Here is a 19247-nt window from a genome sequence, read left to right as displayed (position 1 = left end):
AGGAGCTTCTCTTTTTTAGTTTAGAGTTTGAACAAGTACTGGTTTCCAGCCCTCATTGTCTACCCAATCAATATTCACATAATATTTTTTGCCTGATTGTTTATCTTGTACGTTACCGTAAGCTTTATTCTTACCGTTATTTCCAATTCTATGGATAACTAATTGCTCTACTGGAACGTCAATTGCAGCTGAAATAGCTTGATTCATCTCATTCCAATCTGCTGTACCTTTTTTAAACGTCATCGCAGGTGTTGCACCTTGCTCTGTACCTACTGGCTTCCAAGAAGGTTTCGTATAAGCGTCAGTTGCCTTTGGCTGTGTTTTTTCAGCTGATACTTTCTCGTTAGCTTTCGCTTCTTCTTCAGCTTTTTTCTGTTCTTCTTCAGCCTTTTGCTTCTCTTCTTCCTGCTTCTTAGCATCTGCCTTATCTTGCTCGTTCTTCTTCGTCTCTTCTTTACCTTTAGCTTTCTCAGCCTTATTCTCTTTCGTTGTTTGCTGAGCTACTTTTTTATCACTAGAAGACGCTTGTTCTTTTCTTTCAGGAACAAACAATTGATATGATACAATAGCTACTAATATTAATACAATTGCAATTGCAATATTTAAAACACCGTTTTGACGACGTTTTTGTTGTTTCTGTTGGAATCTAGATCCTCCTGCCATTCTTCAAACCTCCATGCAGTTTTTCATACTTGCTATTGTAACATTAAATCTAGAAAGGTTGAACATTTACAATAATATTTTCACGAAATGAAAACATTTCACTATGAATTGCAAGATTACTTTTCATTCTCTAATCGATAGATTGATTCTACGATAGCTTTGAAAATAGGTGTAACTTTATTTTCACTACTATTCGTTTCTATATCCACGACAACTAAAGCATATCTTGGATTTTCATACGGAAAATAACCTGCAAACCACCGATTCACTTTCGTCCCTTTTCCTGTTTGCGCTGTCCCAGATTTTCCTGCGACACTTAGTGGCAACGACCTGAATGCTGCTCCTGTTCCTTTCTCCGTTGTTACAACGCCCCTTAATAACTCTTGTAATGTTTTCACCGCTTCATACGAAAGCTGTTTTCCACCTAATGTATGGTCTTCAAAAGTATAAAAGTCCGTTCCATTTTTATACTTTATTTTTTCCACAGCTTTCACTTCCATCTTTTCTCCATCCCTAGCAATCGTCGCCATCATATTTGCAATCGCTAGAGGTGACATACGTACATCTTTCTGTCCAATTGCTGTTTGCGCTACCGCCTTTTTACTATTCTTATTTCCTTCACTACCCCAAATCGTAACCTTCTTCTCCTCTGGCATTTGCTCAAAATGAGTTGTATGAAATACAGAACCTTTCCATCCAACCTTACCAGCGGCTCCTAAAGCTGCTACGTAAGTTTCTAACACCATCTTATCCTTTTGTATTAGCTCGTTACCTAACTCTGAAAACGTCCTGTTACAGCTTCTAGCAAAGCTCTCTTTAAAACTAAGTGTACCCATCATAACTTGCGGGTGGTCTTCACCATATAAATCTTGATTACAATTAAATGTACGATTTAACACATTTTCATTTTGATCAATCACTGCCGCTGCAACTATTGTTTTAAAAACAGAACCGGGAAAATGTGGTGTTAACATTTGATTTTCAAGTGTAGTTGTATATAAGCGCTCATCCTTCACCTGCACAGATGGTTTACTGACCATCGCTAAAATTTCATTTTTCTTTACATCAAGTAATACTAGTCCTCCCTTCTTTATTTCGCTTGCTTCAACCACTTCTTCTGCTTTTTGCTGTAATCCGTTATGTAAAGTAGTTTGAATCGTCACTGGATAAAATGGATTTCCTGGCGCAGTATATTTCGCTTGTTTTCCAAAAATCGGTTCTCCTTGTCGGTCCACTTGATACAATACTTTTGCCTCTCCATCGGTCAAAAGAAATTCATCAAATGATTGCTGCAATCCTGAAATGCCAATTGGCGTTTTCCTTGAAATTCTTCTTACTTCTCCGTATCGTTTTTGAAATTCTCGTTCATTCTCCCCTACATTGCCAATTAAATGATTCATCGCGTCAGTTTGCCGTAAACGAACTTCAGCTGCTACAATACCTAATACATTTAATTGATTCACCTTCTCCATCTGCTCTCGTGCCAAGTGAAATGGTCCATCTCCCCTTTGCACGATAAATGCACTTTTCTTGTCTTTCATTTGACTTTCAATCTCTTGTCTCGACACACCAATGATATGCGCAATTTTCTCTAACATGTCATTTTTTATTTGTAGAAATGGAAAAACAATTAAAACAGGATACTTTTTCTCACCTATTTCCTTACCGTTCCGATCTATAAAATGGCCTCGTCCATCATCTACCGTAATGGACTGCGTCCGTTGTGTAACACTTTTTTCAATTAAATTTATCTTACGATCTGTAAATGATTCTGTATCTATAATTTGTATTTGAAGTAAACGACAAAGTAAAATAAGCATGACACCTATAAAACAAATTAAAACAATTGTAATTCTCCGTTTTATTTTCATAAAAAACACCTCGTCCATTATAGTTTGGACGGAGTGTTTCATCTTTTATACAAATAAAAAAATCACTCGCTTTTACACGAGTGATTTTTTATTATTTTACAGAGATAATCTCTACTTGCATTTCTCCACCTGGAGTTTGGATTGCTACCTTCTCACCAATTTGCTTACCTAATAAGCTTTTTGCAATTGGAGAATCGTTAGAAATTCTTCCTTCAAATGGATCTGCTTCTGCGCTACCTACGATTGTGTAAGATTCTTCATCTCCACCTGGTAATTCTTTAAATGTTACTGTTTTACCTAATGTAACAACTGTAGATTCTTCGCCATTATCTGTGATGATAACTGCGTTACGAATCATGTTTTCTAATTGTGTAATACGTCCTTCTACGAACGCTTGCTCATCTTTCGCTGCATCGTACTCAGAGTTCTCAGAAAGATCTCCGAAGCTACGTGCAATCTTAATGCGCTCTACAACCTCTTTACGTTTTACCGTTTTTAAATCTTCAAGTTCGTTCTCTAACTTTTGCTTACCCTCTTGCGTCATAGGGTATGTTTTTTCTGTTGCCATATTTTCCACTCCTTTTATATACCAATCCCCCGAAAAAAAGAGGAGTTCCATATGAAAACTCCCCCACTTATATGTATAGCGGAGGTTTCTAGCACGCCTGTACTAGCGGAGTTGTCACATACAACCCCGTATTCCCAATTCTTCTTTATATAAAGAAGATATGTATGGAAAGTTGATATAAATATGCCCTCACCTATATATAGATGAGGTTGCATGTTTCATTGTATTCGATAGGAAGGGAAAAAATCCCTTCCTATCGTATATCTTTTACTATGCTATTACAAATTTACTTTTTGTTCAAGAATTGTTGCAATTTTTGTCACCATAATATCAATTGCAACATGGTTTTGTCCACCTTCAGGGATAATAATATCCGCAAATTTCTTAGAAGGCTCAATAAATTGATTGTGCATTGGACGTACAACACTTACGTATTGATCAATAACTGAATCCATCGTACGACCGCGCTCTTTAATGTCACGCTGCATGCGGCGTAAAATACGAAGATCTGCATCTGTATCAACGAATAGCTTAATGTCCATTAACTCACAAAGACGTGGGTCTTCTAAAATAAGAATTCCTTCTAAAATGATTACATCTTTCGGCTCAACTGGAATAACTTCTTCTGAACGCGTATGCAATGTATAGTCATATACAGGCTTATCAATTTGCTCATATGCAAGCAACTGCTGCAAATGTTCAATTAACAGATCATTATCAAACGCAAGCGGATGATCATAATTTGTTTTTAAACGCTCTTCCATTGGTAAATGGCTTTGATCTTTGTAATAATAATCTTGCTCTAAGATTAAAATAGAATGACCTTTAAAATGGTCAAAAATCGCTTTCGTTACACTCGTTTTACCTGATCCCGAACCACCAGCAATTCCAATTACAACAGGCTTATTCGTCCCCATTCGACTATCAACTCTTTCTTATTGAAGTATGCTTTTGCGCATCATATTATTCACATACACTGGTTGATCCACTTTGAATTTCACGATTTGCAGCGGATGTCTCGCTGCATCTAATTCGTTTCCATCCTCATCCCAAATTTTCTCCACCGTCTGCGTAAAGTTTTCTATTTCTGGTCCAAAGAACTCCACTTCGTGTCCTGGTTTGAAATGATTACGTTGCTCAATCGTTACGATGCCCGTTTCTTCATTATAATCTAACACTAAACCAGCGAAATCATACGTTGTTTTCTTACTATGATTTCCAAACATTTGCTCTTGATGTCCTGGAACCCCTTCAAAGAATGCCGGAGCTGTATCACGATTTGCACATTTATCAAGCTCATCTAACCATTCTTGTTTAAACTCAAAATTATCCGGATCCGCACAATACGCATCAATTACTTTACGGTATACCGTTGCTACAGTCGCTACGTAATGGATTGATTTCATACGTCCTTCAACTTTTAAGCTATCAATTCCAATTTCAATCATTTTCGGAATTGATAAAATTAAATTTAAGTCTTTTGGACTCATTGCAAAGTGAGCATCTTCTTCTTGGAATAGAGGAAGCTCTTTTGCATCTTTATGTTGTGATACTGTTTGAACTAAATCATAGTCCCAACGGCAAGATTGACAACAACCACCACGGTTAGAGTCACGTGCTGTCATATGGTTACTTAACGTACATCTGCCTGAATATGCGATACACATTGCACCATGGACAAATGCTTCAATTTCAATATCCACTTTTTCTTTAATTTCTTTCATTTCTTCATAGCTTGCTTCACGAGCTAACACAAGACGATGTAAACCTTCTTCTTTCCAATACTGTGCTGCTTTCCAGTTGGATAGTGATTGTTGTGTACTTAAATGCACTTCAACAGAAGGCGCTACACGTTTACACGTCTCAATAATAAGCGGATCAGCAACGATAATTCCCGTTACGCCAGCTTTTTCAATCCCTTTTAAATATTCCTCTAGCCCGTCCATATTTTCATTATGTGCAAAGATATTTGTTGTTACATATATTTTTGCTCCATATTTCTTTGCAAATTCAACACCTTCTGCCATATCTTCCAGTGTAAAGTTACCTGCATTCGAACGAAGACCAAATTCTTGTCCACCTAAATATACAGCATCTGCCCCGTAATGGATAGCTACTTTTAATTTTTCTAAGTTACCCGCAGGGATTAACAGTTCAGGTTTCTTCACAATAACGCGTTTGCCATCGATCACTCGTGAAATTTCTTGTACAGTCATTTCCTACACCCTCCTCGTTTAGTAAACCGTCTCTTTAAAGAAGAATCCTGTGTCTAACGGACGATTTACTGGTTGCATTTCTTCTATCTCTTTATATAAATCGTCTTTCACGTCATAATACGCATCACGATTTTCTACACATAAATCAATTGCTTTACGATATTTCTTCGTTACCTCAATAATGTATGCAGAGCTTTTTAGTACACCATCAATTTTTAAACTATCGACTCCAGCGTCAATTAGCTCTTCTAACTCATCGATGAAACAAATATCGTTTGGACTCATAATGTGAGTACCATTTTCATCTTCATAAATTGGATATTTATTGTTACGCTCTGGGTCATATAAGAACATATTCTCTTCATATTTTTTCTTTTCAATGTCAAGATTACGTCCTTGATACTCAAAGTAGTTTCCTACTAATGAACGCTTCGATTGGAACATACAAGTCATACCGTGAATTTGCACTTCAAGTTCCACTTCAGCATTTTCTTTTAATTCAACAATTTCATCCAAGCTAAGCTCACGAGCTAATACAGCACGTTTTGCTCCCCTTTGTCCCCAGTAGTTACAAGTAAACCAGTTTGTTGCTGTTGTTTCTGTATTCCAGTGCAATTGCATATTTGGCGCTACTTCTCGGACCGCCATTAATACTGCTGGATCTCCGAAAACAATTGCATCTACACTTACTTCGTTTAAAAATGCAACATAATCTGTTAATTCGTCTACTTTATCATTGTGAAACATAGCGTTCATTGCTACGTATACTTTCACACCGTTCTCATGTGCAATCTTCACAGCTTGTTTCACATCTTCACGTGAAAATTCCCCTGCTAAACGTAAACCAAACTTTTGCTCACCGATCATTACCGCATCTGCTCCTGCTTTCGCAAGAGGTTCGATATCCGCCACTGCTTTTGGCGTTACTAACAATTCAGGTTTCTTCATACCTTGGTCACCCTCTCTTTTTACTAACAGCTACTCCATCACCAATTGGGAAAATCGTTGTATCATATCCTTCATGATTCATAAGCCATTCATTATACGTCTTAATACGACGGATTAAACCACGTGTACGTCTGTTTTCAATTTTCTCTTTTGTCGTTACAAGCCCATGGTACATAACATTATCTGAAATAATTACGCCACCAGGATTTAATAACGGTTCATATAAGTCAAAAAAGCGACGATATTGTCCTTTTGCTGCATCAATAAAAATAACGTCAAATGTTCCATGTTCTTCTACTTGCTCACCTGTTTCTAACGCATCACCGTAAATAACGGAAATACGCTCTTTAACTGGTGAACGTTCTATATATTCAAGCGCTTTTTCATATCGCTCGCGATTGCGTTCAACTGTCACAATGCGAGAATTTGGAATAGCTTGCATCATACGAATACTAGAATAACCAATTGCTGTACCAAGCTCTAAAATGCTTTTTGGTCCAATTAAACGTAAAAATTGCAACATAAATTCCATTCCAAGTCGATCCATAATCGGCACATGATTTTCTTTCGCATAATCTTCCATTTCAAGAATTAATTTATCTTTTGGATCAATAAATGATAATAGGTACTCGTTAACTGCATCCTCCATAATGGTCCTCCTTATTTACATGGAGAAGTGCCTCTATGACGTCTTTTCACACATAGAATGCAATAAAAATACAAGCCAGCTTTACCCTTAGCTTGTACGTCCCGTTTTGATATTAAAAACGATTCTTCTGCCAGTTTTTAACCCGATATATTTTACCACAAAAAAGAGGGATGTGCGACATTTTTCGCTACCCCTCCCCTTTTCACTGTTTTTTCGTAATATATTTTTGCTTTAATGCATTATGCTCTTCTAATGTTTTCGCATAGTACACTTCACCAGTTGGTGCAGCTAAGAAATAATAATAATCTGTTTGCGCAGGCTCTAACGCCGCTTCCACTGAATGTTTACCAGAGTTTGCGATTGGACCAACCGGCAATCCTTTCACAACATACGTATTGTACGGTGAGTTTATCTTTAAATCTTCGTATAATACACGTTGCTTATGCTTTCCAAGTGCGTATAATACCGTTGGATCAGTTTGCAGTGGCATACCTTTCGCTAAACGATTATAAAAGACACTAGAGATTTTTTGACGATCTGTAAAGCCTGTTGCCTCTTCTTCAATAAGTGAAGACAATGTTAACAGCTGATGAACATCCCAGTTCTTCGCTTTCATTTTTGCCTCGTTTTGAACAATGATTGCATTCGTTTTCTCAAGCATCGGAATTACAATTTCTTCTAACGTCGTATCTTTTTTATAGAAAGAGTACGTCGCAGGATATAAATAACCTTCTAATGGATATTTAATATTGCTATCAAAGATTTTATCCGTTAATAACTTCGGATACTTTTGCTGCATTTTTTGAATAAATGCTTTATCATTTAATTGACGTACAACATCATCTTTATTCCACTTTAATTCGTTTGCAACCGTTTCTGCAATTTCAGTTACTTGCGCACCTTCTTTTATCGTCACTTTATAAAGAGCTGGACGATGAACGTTACCAGATGACATTTGTTCAATTACATCGGAGGCACTCATTGAAGGATTTAATAAATATGTACCCGCTTGTAAATTTTTCGATTTAGCCTTTGTATAAAAACTAAAAACTGTACTGTTTTTCACAGCACCTTTTTCTTCTAAAATCTCACCAATTTTACTAGTAGATGATCCCTTGGGAATTTCTACTTCAATCTCTTTTTTATTCCCGCTATCAACTGGTCCTAATGCGGATAAAATATACGCATAGACTGAACCACAAACTAAAAGCAGTGCAATAATCGAAAATAAAAAAAGACGTCTACGCTTCTTTTTCACTTGATTCTCTATCAACACTCTTCCTCCTTAATTAAATTGTAGACCGTATGTATATCTTTCTATACAACACGACATAAAAACACAATAAATTTATTTATCTTTTTTAGATAGACATTTTATTTTTCTACAATCCGTCTCATTATACTACAAAGGATTGCAAGGTTTCGACAAAAAATCTTTCATTTTATATATAAAAAAAGATGGACTATATGTCGTCCATCTTTTCAGTACTTATTATTCAGCTTCTTGCTCATCAGCTAGAGTGTTGAACATTTCTTGTACCATTTCCCACTCTTCTTCAGATTCGATTGGAAGTAAACTTCCGCCCTCTTCTTCATTTTGCTCATAAGCCATTGCATCATAAATTTGGTCTCCATCTTCGTCTACTTCACCGATTGGAGAGAAGACTACGTACGATTTTTTGCCAAATTTTTCAGCATCAAAAGTGAAAATAATTTCACATAAATGTTCGTTACCTTTTTCGTCTACAATTGTAATTTGATTTTCTTCCATTTTGGTCACCTCTTATTTACTATCTAAAAATCCTTGTAAGATTACGACTGCAGCCATCTTATCGATTACTTGCTTTCGCTTCTTACGGCTTACATCAGCTGAAATGAGCAGACGTTCCGCTGCCATCGTTGACAAACGCTCGTCCCACATTACAACTTCTAATTGTAACAGCTCTCGTAGGTTTTCTGCAAATTGTTGGCACGCTTCACCACGTGGGCCAATTGTACCATTCATATTTTTAGGTAAACCTACTACTATTTTGTCCACATTGTACTGCTTTACTAACTCAGAAATACGATCAAAACCAAAGTGACCTCGTTCTTCGTTAATCCTGATTGTTTCCAGTCCTTGCGCTGTCCAGCCCATTTCGTCGCTCATTGCAACTCCGACTGTTTTTGTACCTACATCTAAACCTAATATCCGCATAAACTACTCCTCACGATGATGTTTCAAGTAAGACTTCACAAGCTCTTCAATTAACTCATCACGTTCAAGCTTGCGAATGATGCTTCGTGCATCTTTATGGCGAGGTATGTATGCTGGGTCTCCACTTAATAAATAACCGACGATTTGGTTAATCGGATTATAACCTTTTTCTTGAAGTGCATCATACACAGTTAAAAGTACATCATTTACATGGACACTCTGTTTTTCATCTTGAATGCTAAACTTCATTGTTTTATCAAAACCGTCCATTTCAAGCACCTCACTTATATAGTAAGTATAGGGAGAAGAACTTCTCCTCTCCCTACCATTGTACACTACTATGTCTTTATTTTGAAACAGATTTAACGTACTCTTGTACAAATGCTAAAGCTTCCTCAACTTGCGCTGGGTTTTTACCGCCCGCTTGTGCCATATCAGGACGGCCACCACCGCCACCGCCACAACGAGAAGCTACTTCTTTCACAAGTTTACCAGCATGGTATCCTTGGCTAATTAAATCTTTTGTTACGCCAGCTAAGATGTTTACTTTATCATCATTTACAGACGCTAATACGACAACTGCAGATTCTAATTTGTTTTTTAGGTCATCCATCATCGTACGTAAGTTGTTCATATCTGCAACATTTACTTTTGCTGCTAATACGTTCACGCCATCAACTGTCATTACTGAATCAGTTAAGTTGCCAGCTTCAATATTGCTTAATTTTGCTGCAAGAGATTCATTTTCTTTTTGAAGTTGTTTTACTTCAGCAAATAAACCATCCACTCTTGTTAAAATATCTTTCGGATTTGTTTTCATTTTTCCTGCTGCTTCTTTTAATAAACCTACTTGATCGTTCATTAATTCGTATGCAGACTTACCAGTTACCGCCTCAATACGACGCGTTCCTGCACCGATACCAGACTCAGCAACGATTTTGAAAATACCGATAGAAGCTGTATTATCAACGTGGCAACCACCGCAAAGCTCTAAGCTGTAATCGCCAACTTGTACAACGCGTACAACATCACCGTATTTTTCACCGAATAATGCCATTGCGCCCATTTCTTTCGCTTCTTCGATTGCTTTTTGAGAAATCTCAACATCAATACTTTCCCAAATTTTCTCGTTTACGATACGCTCAATTTTTTCTAATTCGTCAGCTTGTACTTGACCGAAGTGAGAGAAGTCAAAGCGTAAACGTTCAGAAGTTACAAGAGAACCCGCTTGGTTTACGTGCGTTCCAAGTACGTCTTTTAATGCTTGGTGTAGTAAGTGAGTTGCTGTATGGTTTTTCACAACGCTACTACGATTTTTCGTATCAATGATAGCTTTCACAACAGCATCTTTCGTTAATGTACCTTCTTCAACAACAACTTTATGCAAGTTTTGGCCGTTCGGTGCTTTTTGTACGTCTTTTACAAGAACTTTCACGCCGTCAGCAAGAAGGTAACCACGGTCTGCAATTTGTCCGCCGCTCTCAGCATAGAATGGTGTTACATCAAGCATTAATTGTCCTTCTTCGCCAGCTTGTAAGCTGTCTGTGTATTCGCCGTTTTTCACAAGTGCAACAACGTTACTTTCTGTTGCAACTGTACCGTAACCAACGAACTCACTCGCTACTTTCACTTCTCCAAGGACACCGCCTTGAACTTGCATAGAGTCAACGTCTTGACGAGCAGCACGTGCGCGCTCACGTTGTTTTTCCATTTCATTTTCAAAGCCTTCTTGATCAACTGTCATACCAGCTTCTTCTGCATATTCTTCTGTTAATTCAATTGGGAAACCGTATGTGTCATATAGACGGAATGCATCTACTCCAGAAATAATAGTTGTTTTTTCTTCTTTTGCTTTTGCGATAACTTCAGCTAAAATTGCTTCACCATCATGAAGTGTTTCGTGGAAACGCTCTTCTTCGTTTTTCACAACTTTTGCGATGAAATCTTTCTTTTCAAGTACTTCTGGATAGAAGTCTTTCATTACTTCTCCAACAACCGGTACTAATTCAAACATGAATGGACGGTTGATGTTTAATTTCTTCGAGTAACGAACAGCACGGCGTAATAAACGACGTAATACATAACCACGGCCTTCGTTAGATGGAAGAGCGCCGTCACCAACAGCGAATGTTACTGTGCGGATATGGTCAGCAATTACTTTAAACGCCATATCTTTTTCTAAGTCACCATTACGATACTTCTCACCAGAGATTGATTCTGTTGCACCAATCATCGGCATGAATAAGTCTGTGTCAAAGTTTGTAGGTACATCTTGAACGATAGATGTCATACGCTCTAGACCCATCCCTGTATCGATGTTCTTCTTAGGAAGTGGTGTATATGAACCGTCTGGATTATGGTTAAATTGAGAGAATACAAGGTTCCATACTTCTAAGTAACGCTCATTTTCTCCGCCTGGATATAATTCTGGGTCACTAAAGTCATTACCATAAGCTTCTCCGCGGTCATAGAAAATCTCTGTATTCGGTCCACTTGGTCCTTCACCGATATCCCAGAAGTTTTCTTCTAAACGGATGATGCGCTCTTTTGGAACACCCATTTTCTCATTCCAAATTGTAAATGCTTCTTCATCTTCTGGATGGATTGTAACTGAAAGTAATTCTTTATCGAATCCGATCCATTTGTCGCTCGTTAAGAATTCCCAAGCCCAAGTAATTGCTTCTTCTTTAAAGTAATCACCGATTGAGAAGTTTCCTAACATTTCAAAGAATGTATGGTGACGAGCTGTTTTCCCTACGTTTTCAATATCGTTTGTACGAATTGATTTTTGAGCATTTGTAATACGTGGATTTTGCGGGATTACACGTCCGTCAAAATATTTTTTTAATGTTGCTACACCACTGTTAATCCATAAAAGAGATGGATCTTCATGTGGAACTAGTGATGCACTAGGTTCTACTGCATGTCCTTTTTCTTGGAAAAAGTCTAAAAACATTTGACGAATTTGTGCGCCTGTTAGTTGTTTCATTGTATTTTCCTCCTTAAATATAAAAAACTCCCGCCCCTATAAAAGGGACGAGAGTTAACTCGCGATACCACCCTAATTATGAATTGATCACTATAACAATCAACTCATCACCTCATGGTGCCGTAACGTGGCAAAACGGCAGTGATTAGCTGCTCTCAGGATTAGCTTTCTGTTACCCTTCATTTAAAGCTTCTTTCAGCCATATGGAAGCTTCTCTCTATAAATGGACTGTAACGTACTTGTTCCGTCATTGATTTAATGTCTTATATGACTAAATATAATAGAATTCTCTTAAGTTTGTCAATGTAGATAATCATTTATATTATATCAATCGCTTATTAATCATAGCTATTCTACTAGTCATTCTTAACAGCCTTTTCATATATTATGCATTTTTCAAGAAATTGTACTGCTTCTATAAACCTTTCTGAATATTTTATTTTTGTTATAATTGAATTATCAATAATAAAGGAGCGATTGCCATGGCAACCTTATTGAACAAAGCTAAAAATATGTTAACGAATGACGAAACAATTTTGTTTTACGCAGCATGTTCATTAGATATATTTATTTATCGTTCCGTCGCAAGGTCAGGGCTGTTAATTTTAACGAACAAACGGCTCTTCTTTTATGGACCAGATGTAAGTAAGAATCCATTATTTGAGGAGTACTCTTTCGAAAAAATTTCTGACCTAAAAGAACAAAAGCGCCTTTTCAGCAATCAAATTATCTTTATGTATGATAATGAATGGAAAAAAATAAAACATATTCAAACAAATGATGTAAGCTCTCTCGTTCAACAAATACACGAACAACTATCTAAATAATGAAAGCCCTCTACCTTTATAGTTAGAGGGCTTTCCTATTACACATTTTCTTTTTTCAAAAGAGGCCTTACATGAACGATCACTGTACGAATGACTGCTAAAATTGGAACTGATATTAATAATCCTACAATTCCTGCCACTTCTCCTCCAACTAGTAATGCAAGCATAATAATAACAGGATGCATGCGAAGCGACTTACCAACGATGTAAGGGGATAAAATGTTACTTTCCAAAAACTGCAAAATAGCAATCGTAATTCCCGCCTTAATAAGTAAACTCGTTGATACGGTTGCCGCAATCATTAATGTCGGGATGGCTCCTAAAATTGGACCGAAGTATGGGATTATATCCGTTACCCCAATAATAATGCCGAGTAATAATGGATATTTCATACCGATAAACCAAAAAGAAAGAACAGATACGCCCCCTAATACTAAGCAAACAAATAACTGTCCTCGAATATAACTTCCGAGTGACTTATCAATTTCTTTCGCCAGCATTTGCCCAGTACTCCGCCACTTACTCGGGACTAGTTTCCAAAAGATATGATAAAACTCACCGTAATCTTTTAATATGTAAAATACAATGAACGGTATTAAGAAAATAATGAGTAACGAATCGAGTACACCACGAGCTGTGCTCATCACTTTATTCAAAAGTGATTGTATCTTCGTTTCTACTCCACCAAAAATTTGTTTCACCTTTTCATGAATAAATGATGGGAAATTCGCTGTTTGTTCCGTAACGCCATCCATCCAAGAATCATACATTTTTGTAAACTGCGGGAATTGTTCATTGATTTCTTGTAATTGCTTAATCACAACTGGCGTTCCTTTATAAATTCCATAACCAATCCCACCAAAGAAAAGGATGTAAATGAGCAAAATAGCGAGTGTGCGCGGCATCCCTTCCTTATGAATTTTTTCAATTAAAGGATGCAATAAATACGCAATAAAACACGCAATAAGAAACGGTGTAACGGCCACTTTAAATACAAAAATAATCGGTGCCCATAGCGGCTTAATTTTTAAAAAGACGAGCAAGCAAAGAAATACGAGTAACAATAACCCTAAACGATATATCCAAATAATTTTAAGATTCTTCACACGAAAAACCTCCTCCACCTTTATTTTGAAAATAAATAGGGTAGGTTATGTGCAAAAGTTTTAAAATCTTTTTATCCAGACCATACTGTTTTATAAAGACGTACATATACATAACATAACAAGGACAAGCACCCTGAGAATGCAGCATGAAATAATATAATCAGGAGGGTTCATGATGGTTTTATTTATGCTCGTATTATCAGCACTTTTTATGATTCTTGAATGGGTTTGTATCGGGTTTGGTATTTGGAAAGGTTTCTTTATTCGTTCCTCACGAAAAGAAAGAGCGAAGCAATTATTTCATTACGGAATGCTTGGCGTTGGATGTTACGGCCTATCTTATCTCTTCTCTGAAATTGGACTTTTATATTTGCATACAAGTGCATAAAAAAACTCCCTTATGATGAAGGGAGTTTTTTACGCTTATAGATAAGATTTAATCATCTTACGTGCTTTTTTCATATTTCGTTTTGAAAATACATCTTGCTTGCGAGCATATTGATATGCTGCCGCTCCAACACCTAATGCGATTAATGAATTGCGTAGATTCAAAGTAAATCCCCCTTTTCGTTATCCGATCGTTCTTTCGTTCTCATCAAATAAATCATCAAGTGAGCTTAATGAACCATCTTCTTCTACTTGATGCGTATGGATTTTCCCCTTTGAAACCGATAATTCGATATAACAATTCCAGCAATAAAATTGGTTGACACCTATTTTTCCAATGTCTTTCCCTTTGCAATTTGGACAAATGAACATATGGCTTTCATCTCCTTACAGTCTCCCAGATTCTATTCGCCATTATGTCCAAACCGCATTCATTTATACATTGCTGGAGCCTTTCAACGGTATACGTTTGAAAGTTTCACTATATAATTTCACCTTGTTACATGAAATCATACGGTGAAATGTTTTCCACGTCCATTTCCTCGCCATTAACTGTTACCATTTGTACTTCTCCTTGTGATTCTTGCAAGCGACTCGCTAAAGTCGTTTGACGCATTGCATCATCAAGGCGATTTACACCAGACTGGAAAGCTGCTTCCTCCCCGCAAATAATAAGGAACTTCTTACTTCTTGTAATACCAGTATAAATTAAATTACGACGTAACATACGATTGTAACTTTTTACTATCGGCATAATCACAATCGGGAACTCACTACCTTGCGACTTATGAATCGAACAGCAATAGGCATGTGTAATTTGATTTAAGTCTGGCTTTGTATACGTTACTTCAATTCCATCAAATGAAACGATAATCATATCTTGTTGCTCAACGTTTTCTTTCGCATAAAACACCGAAACAATTTCTCCGATATCACCATTAAACACTTGGCTCTCCGGCTGATTAACGAGCTGCAATACTTTATCGCCTCTTCGGTATACAACATCACCGTAAGCAATTTCTTTACTCTTTTCCCTTTTCGGATTAAACACTTCTTGCAACGCTTCGTTTAGTACATTAATACCAGCAGGCCCACGGTACATCGGCGCCAATACTTGTACATCTCTTGCGCTAAACCCTTTTGTCTTAGCGTTGTCACAAACCTTCTTAACAACCTCAACAATTTGAGCTCCTGTACAGCCGATAAATGAACGATCTTTTTGATTTTGCGCTAAATCTGGCGGGAGCGTTCCATTTTTTATCGCATGGGCGAGTTGAATAACAGATGAGCCTTCCGCTTGACGATAAATTTCAGTAAGCTTTACTGTCGGAACTGCACCTGCATTCAATAAGTCTTTCAACACTTGCCCAGGACCTACAGATGGTAATTGATCTTCATCGCCTACAACGATAACTTGAATATTAGTCGGCAATGACTTAAACAGCTGATTTGCAAGCCAAATATCAACCATTGAAAATTCATCAATAATGAGTAATTTCCCTTGTACCGGATCCGTTTCATTACGCTGGAAAGACCCTTCTGGCGTCCAGCCAAGTAAACGGTGAATTGTACAAGCTGGAAGCCCTGTTGATTCACTCATTCGCTTCGCCGCTCTTCCTGTTGGAGCCGTTAATAATATCGGAAATGGATTATCATCACTGTATTCATTCGGATTTAACGATAGCCCGTGAAGTGATGCATACATTTCAACAATGCCTTTAATAACTGTTGTTTTCCCTGTTCCTGGTCCACCTGTCAATAACATCATCGGTTTATGAAGTGCCGTTTGAATCGCTTCTTGCTGAAATGGTGCATACTGCACATTCAGTTGTTCTTCAATTTGTCCTAACGTCTTTAACACTTCTGCTTCAGGAAATGAAGGTGTTTCCTCTTGATTCATGAGCCTGCGGATAGACTTTACAACACCTTTTTCAGAGTAGAATAACGAAGCTAAATACACTCGTTCTTCTTCTATGATAACTTTCCCTTCACTTTGCATCATTTCAACGCAACCTACAATATCTTCCTCTGTCACTCTTCCTTCTTGATTATTTAAAAGTGACATCGTTTCTCTTACGAGTTGATCTTTCCCCATATAAACGTGACCAAGTTGTAATGATACATTTTCTAACGTATAAAAACATCCCGCACGTACACGATCATCATGATTACCTGATATCCCTAACGCACGTCCTATATCATCCGCTCTTCCAAATCCAATTCCATCCACTTCTTCAATAAGCTGATATGGATTATTACGGATCACTTCTAATGTCATCTCTTTATATTGTTGGTAAATCTTAATAGAAAGCTTCGTTCCAAAACCATAGCCATTTAAAAAGCTCATTACTTTCTCTAGCCCTTGATGTTCAACAATCGTCTCATATATTTCCTGAGCTTTTTGTTTGTTAACAACACCATTTAACGCATCAGGATCATCCATAATTTTAGAAATGGCATGTTCCCCGAGATGGTCCACAATTTTTTCAGCTGTACGCTTTCCTATCCCTTTAAATAAATCACTCGCTAAATATTGCACCATACCAGCTTTTGTTTGCGGTAATTCTTTCTTAAACGTTTCAACTAAATATTGTTTCCCATACTTCGGATGGTCTTTAAAATGCCCTGTCAATGTAAACACTTCATCTTCATGCATGCGGGGAAAATGACCGTTTATCATCACTTTTTTTTCGTCGTACGTTTCATTCGTTTCAATGACTTTCATACTGACAACGGAATAGAGGTTTTCTTCGTTGTGGAAAATGGTATGAAGAACTTGCGCTTTTATAAACTTTTTCTCTTCCTCAAACAAATCCATTGCATGTTGATTTCCCATTCTTCCTCTCCTTTCCGGTTTCATTTCACTTTTAATGAGCAGTACATCCCCCACCTTTTTAGATGAGGGATAACTACCCATTAAACTATATTTTCATCTTATTCAGCTTCTTGCTCTAATAAACGAACACCATTACCAGCTAAAAAGTGATCTGGTTGAATTTCAGTTGCTTTCTTAAATAAAGCAAGAGCCTTCTCGTTATTTTCTTCAAATACGTACGCAACACCTAAATTATAATACGCATCTGCATGCTCTTCATCCATTTCTAATACCTTTTCAAAATAAGGTTTCGCCTCTTGAATATGTTCTAAACGTGCAAAGCAAAGTCCGCACTGGAACACAGCTTCTACATCGTTTTCATCTAATTCTGTTGCTCTTTGTAAAAATGGCAGCGCAAGACGATCATTTCCAAGTTGAACATGTGTAATACCTAGCATAAATGTTACATCAGCTGATTGTAATCCAGCTTTCATCGCTTGTTCAAATACAGCTTTAGCCTCTGCAAATTGCTCTTGACCGTAATAAACGTTTCCTAATCCATAATAAGCAGCAGCAGATTTATCATCTAACTCTAATGCACGTTTATAAAATAAAATTGCTCTTTCACTATCACCTAGTACATCTAATAAGTTCGCAAAATTAATGTATCCAAGCGCATCTTTCGGGTTTTCTTCGATTGCTTCTGTGAAATTTTTAGCAGCTTCTTCCCAGTTTCCTTCTTGCATATATTGAATACCTGTTTCAAGTTTGTTTGACATGTCCTTCACCTCTACAACAAATTATAACAAAGAATGTATTTTCCAAGCGAACGAAAATTCGCTTTATGTAAAAGAAACCTCTAACCGCGAATCGGCAGAGGCTTCTCGTTTTATCCTAAATAATCCAATTTCTTACCGCTACGGTACACTTCATCAATTGTAGCACCGCCTAAGCACTCATCTCCATCATAGAAAACAACTGCTTGTCCTGGTGTAATTGCACGAATTGGCTCGTCACAAAGAATACGAACTGTATTTTCATCAACGATTTGAACCGTTACTTTATTGTCTTCTTGACGATAACGGAATTTCGCTGTGCACTTAAATTCTTTTTCTTTCGCTTCATTACTTACCCAGCCGATATTCGTAGCAATAACTTCATCACCATATAAAAGTTCGTTATGGAATCCTTGATCAACATATAAAATGTTTTCTTTTAAGTTTTTCCCAACAGCAAACCATGGATCACCGTTACCACCAATACCAAGGCCATGACGTTGTCCAATTGTATAGTACATTAAACCGTCATGCTTTCCTTTCACTTCACCAGATAATGTTTGCATCACACCTGGTTGTGCTGGTAAATAGTTACTTAAGAAATCTTTAAAGTTACGCTCACCAATGAAGCAAATACCAGTACTATCTTTCTTCGCCGCTGTCGCTAAACCAGCTTTTTTCGCCATTTCACGAATTTGTGGTTTCTTCAGTTCACCAAGCGGGAACATTGTTTTTGATAATTGCTCTTGGCTTAATTGATTTAAGAAATACGTTTGGTCTTTATTGTCATCAACGCCGCGAAGCATTTTATATTCGCCGTCCATATAAGCAACGCGTGCATAATGGCCTGTCGCTACATAATCAGCACCAAGCGCAATTGCATGCTCTAAAAATGCTTTAAATTTAATTTCTTTATTACACATTACATCTGGGTTTGGTGTACGACCAGCTCGGTACTCATCTAAGAAGTACGTAAACACTTTATCCCAGTATTGTTTTTCAAAGTTTACTGCATAATATGGAATGCCAATTTGGTTACACACTTCAATTACATCATTGTAATCTTCTGTTGCTGTGCAGACACCATTCTCATCTGTATCATCCCAGTTTTTCATAAAAATTCCGATTACATCATAACCTTGCTCTTTTAATAAAAGAGCTGCCACAGATGAATCGACGCCACCGGACATCCCGATGACAACGCGTGTTTCTTGAGGTAGTTTGTTCATCATGTC

At 37.2% G+C, this 19247-nt stretch carries 20 protein-coding genes and 1 other annotated feature; of the genes, 2 read left to right on the top strand and 18 right to left on the bottom strand.

Annotated elements, in window-relative coordinates; genetic code table 11:
* Positions 1-15: 15 nt before the first annotated feature.
* From AABL52_RS05575 to alaS, 12 genes are all read right to left on the bottom strand, one after another.
* Complete coding sequence (locus AABL52_RS05575; protein WP_061677217.1) at positions 16-663, bottom strand: YrrS family protein; 648 nt, start codon at positions 661-663, stop codon at positions 16-18.
* A 116-nt stretch (positions 664-779) separates the two neighbouring features.
* Positions 780-2534, bottom strand: coding sequence for a peptidoglycan D,D-transpeptidase FtsI family protein (locus AABL52_RS05570; RefSeq protein WP_341519026.1), 1755 nt, complete (start codon positions 2532-2534; stop codon positions 780-782).
* Positions 2535-2625: 91 nt separating this feature from the next.
* On the bottom strand, positions 2626-3102 hold the full coding sequence (gene greA, locus AABL52_RS05565; protein ID WP_000179964.1) for a transcription elongation factor GreA: 477 nt from the start codon (positions 3100-3102) through the stop codon (positions 2626-2628).
* Between the two features lie 278 nt (positions 3103-3380).
* Complete coding sequence (udk, locus tag AABL52_RS05560) at positions 3381-4019, bottom strand: uridine kinase (protein WP_000537082.1); 639 nt, start codon at positions 4017-4019, stop codon at positions 3381-3383.
* An 18-nt stretch (positions 4020-4037) separates the two neighbouring features.
* Positions 4038-5318, bottom strand: coding sequence for a peptidase U32 family protein (locus AABL52_RS05555; protein WP_000217964.1), 1281 nt, complete (start codon positions 5316-5318; stop codon positions 4038-4040).
* 18 nt (positions 5319-5336) lie between these two features.
* Positions 5337-6266, bottom strand: a complete 930-nt coding sequence (locus AABL52_RS05550; RefSeq protein ID WP_000742772.1) for a peptidase U32 family protein — start codon at positions 6264-6266, stop codon at positions 5337-5339.
* Positions 6267-6273: 7 nt separating this feature from the next.
* A complete protein-coding gene (locus tag AABL52_RS05545; RefSeq protein WP_000389094.1) occupies positions 6274-6915 on the bottom strand; it encodes an O-methyltransferase in 642 nt (213 codons plus the stop codon).
* A 202-nt stretch (positions 6916-7117) separates the two neighbouring features.
* Entirely contained in the window at positions 7118-8188 is a 1071-nt protein-coding gene (gene mltG / locus AABL52_RS05540; RefSeq protein ID WP_340421181.1) for an endolytic transglycosylase MltG, read from the bottom strand.
* Positions 8189-8407: 219 nt separating this feature from the next.
* Positions 8408-8686 (bottom strand): DUF1292 domain-containing protein, encoded by a 279-nt coding sequence (locus AABL52_RS05535; protein ID WP_000392246.1) that lies wholly within the window; start codon positions 8684-8686, stop codon positions 8408-8410.
* Positions 8687-8698: 12 nt separating this feature from the next.
* On the bottom strand, positions 8699-9112 hold the full coding sequence (gene ruvX / locus AABL52_RS05530) for a Holliday junction resolvase RuvX (protein ID WP_098237838.1): 414 nt from the start codon (positions 9110-9112) through the stop codon (positions 8699-8701).
* A gap of 3 nt (positions 9113-9115) precedes the next feature.
* A complete protein-coding gene (locus tag AABL52_RS05525; RefSeq protein ID WP_000348590.1) occupies positions 9116-9382 on the bottom strand; it encodes an IreB family regulatory phosphoprotein in 267 nt (88 codons plus the stop codon).
* Between the two features lie 76 nt (positions 9383-9458).
* Positions 9459-12101 carry an alanine--tRNA ligase gene (gene alaS / locus AABL52_RS05520; RefSeq protein WP_341519025.1) on the bottom strand — a complete coding sequence of 881 codons (2643 nt, stop codon included), beginning with the start codon at positions 12099-12101 and terminating at the stop codon, positions 9459-9461.
* Between the two features lie 40 nt (positions 12102-12141).
* Positions 12142-12361, bottom strand: a binding site (T-box leader).
* A 222-nt stretch (positions 12362-12583) separates the two neighbouring features.
* Here alaS and AABL52_RS05515 point away from each other — a divergent pair.
* Positions 12584-12928, top strand: a complete 345-nt coding sequence (locus AABL52_RS05515; RefSeq protein ID WP_097844002.1) for a PH domain-containing protein — start codon at positions 12584-12586, stop codon at positions 12926-12928.
* 38 nt (positions 12929-12966) lie between these two features.
* Here AABL52_RS05515 and AABL52_RS05510 read toward each other — a convergent pair whose 3' ends face one another.
* A complete protein-coding gene (locus tag AABL52_RS05510; protein WP_341519024.1) occupies positions 12967-14034 on the bottom strand; it encodes an AI-2E family transporter in 1068 nt (355 codons plus the stop codon).
* 175 nt (positions 14035-14209) lie between these two features.
* Here AABL52_RS05510 and AABL52_RS05505 point away from each other — a divergent pair, with 175 nt between their 5' ends.
* Positions 14210-14422 carry a hypothetical protein gene (locus AABL52_RS05505; protein WP_000242555.1) on the top strand — a complete coding sequence of 71 codons (213 nt, stop codon included), beginning with the start codon at positions 14210-14212 and terminating at the stop codon, positions 14420-14422.
* 35 nt (positions 14423-14457) lie between these two features.
* Here the strand turns inward: AABL52_RS05505 and AABL52_RS05500 are convergent, their stop codons facing one another.
* The 5 genes from AABL52_RS05500 to mnmA all read right to left on the bottom strand — a co-directional run bounded on the left by AABL52_RS05500 (position 14458) and on the right by mnmA (position 19241).
* The gene (locus AABL52_RS05500; RefSeq protein ID WP_001053553.1) at positions 14458-14586 is read right to left on the bottom strand and encodes a YrzQ family protein; all 129 of its coding nucleotides are present in this window, start codon (positions 14584-14586) and stop codon (positions 14458-14460) included.
* Positions 14587-14604: 18 nt separating this feature from the next.
* On the bottom strand, positions 14605-14793 hold the full coding sequence (locus AABL52_RS05495) for a hypothetical protein (RefSeq protein ID WP_000469281.1): 189 nt from the start codon (positions 14791-14793) through the stop codon (positions 14605-14607).
* Positions 14794-14920: 127 nt separating this feature from the next.
* Entirely contained in the window at positions 14921-17257 is a 2337-nt protein-coding gene (locus tag AABL52_RS05490; protein ID WP_097844005.1) for an ATP-dependent RecD-like DNA helicase, read from the bottom strand.
* 98 nt (positions 17258-17355) lie between these two features.
* Positions 17356-18015 carry a tetratricopeptide repeat protein gene (locus AABL52_RS05485; RefSeq protein WP_097844006.1) on the bottom strand — a complete coding sequence of 220 codons (660 nt, stop codon included), beginning with the start codon at positions 18013-18015 and terminating at the stop codon, positions 17356-17358.
* Positions 18016-18125: 110 nt separating this feature from the next.
* Positions 18126-19241 (bottom strand): tRNA 2-thiouridine(34) synthase MnmA, encoded by a 1116-nt coding sequence (gene mnmA, locus AABL52_RS05480; protein ID WP_341519023.1) that lies wholly within the window; start codon positions 19239-19241, stop codon positions 18126-18128.
* Positions 19242-19247 lie beyond the last annotated feature (6 nt).

This window comes from Bacillus paramobilis (genome assembly GCF_038096195.1).
Taxonomy (GTDB): domain Bacteria; phylum Bacillota; class Bacilli; order Bacillales; family Bacillaceae_G; genus Bacillus_A; species Bacillus_A mobilis.
This window is presented reverse-complemented; position numbering and strand designations above follow the sequence as displayed.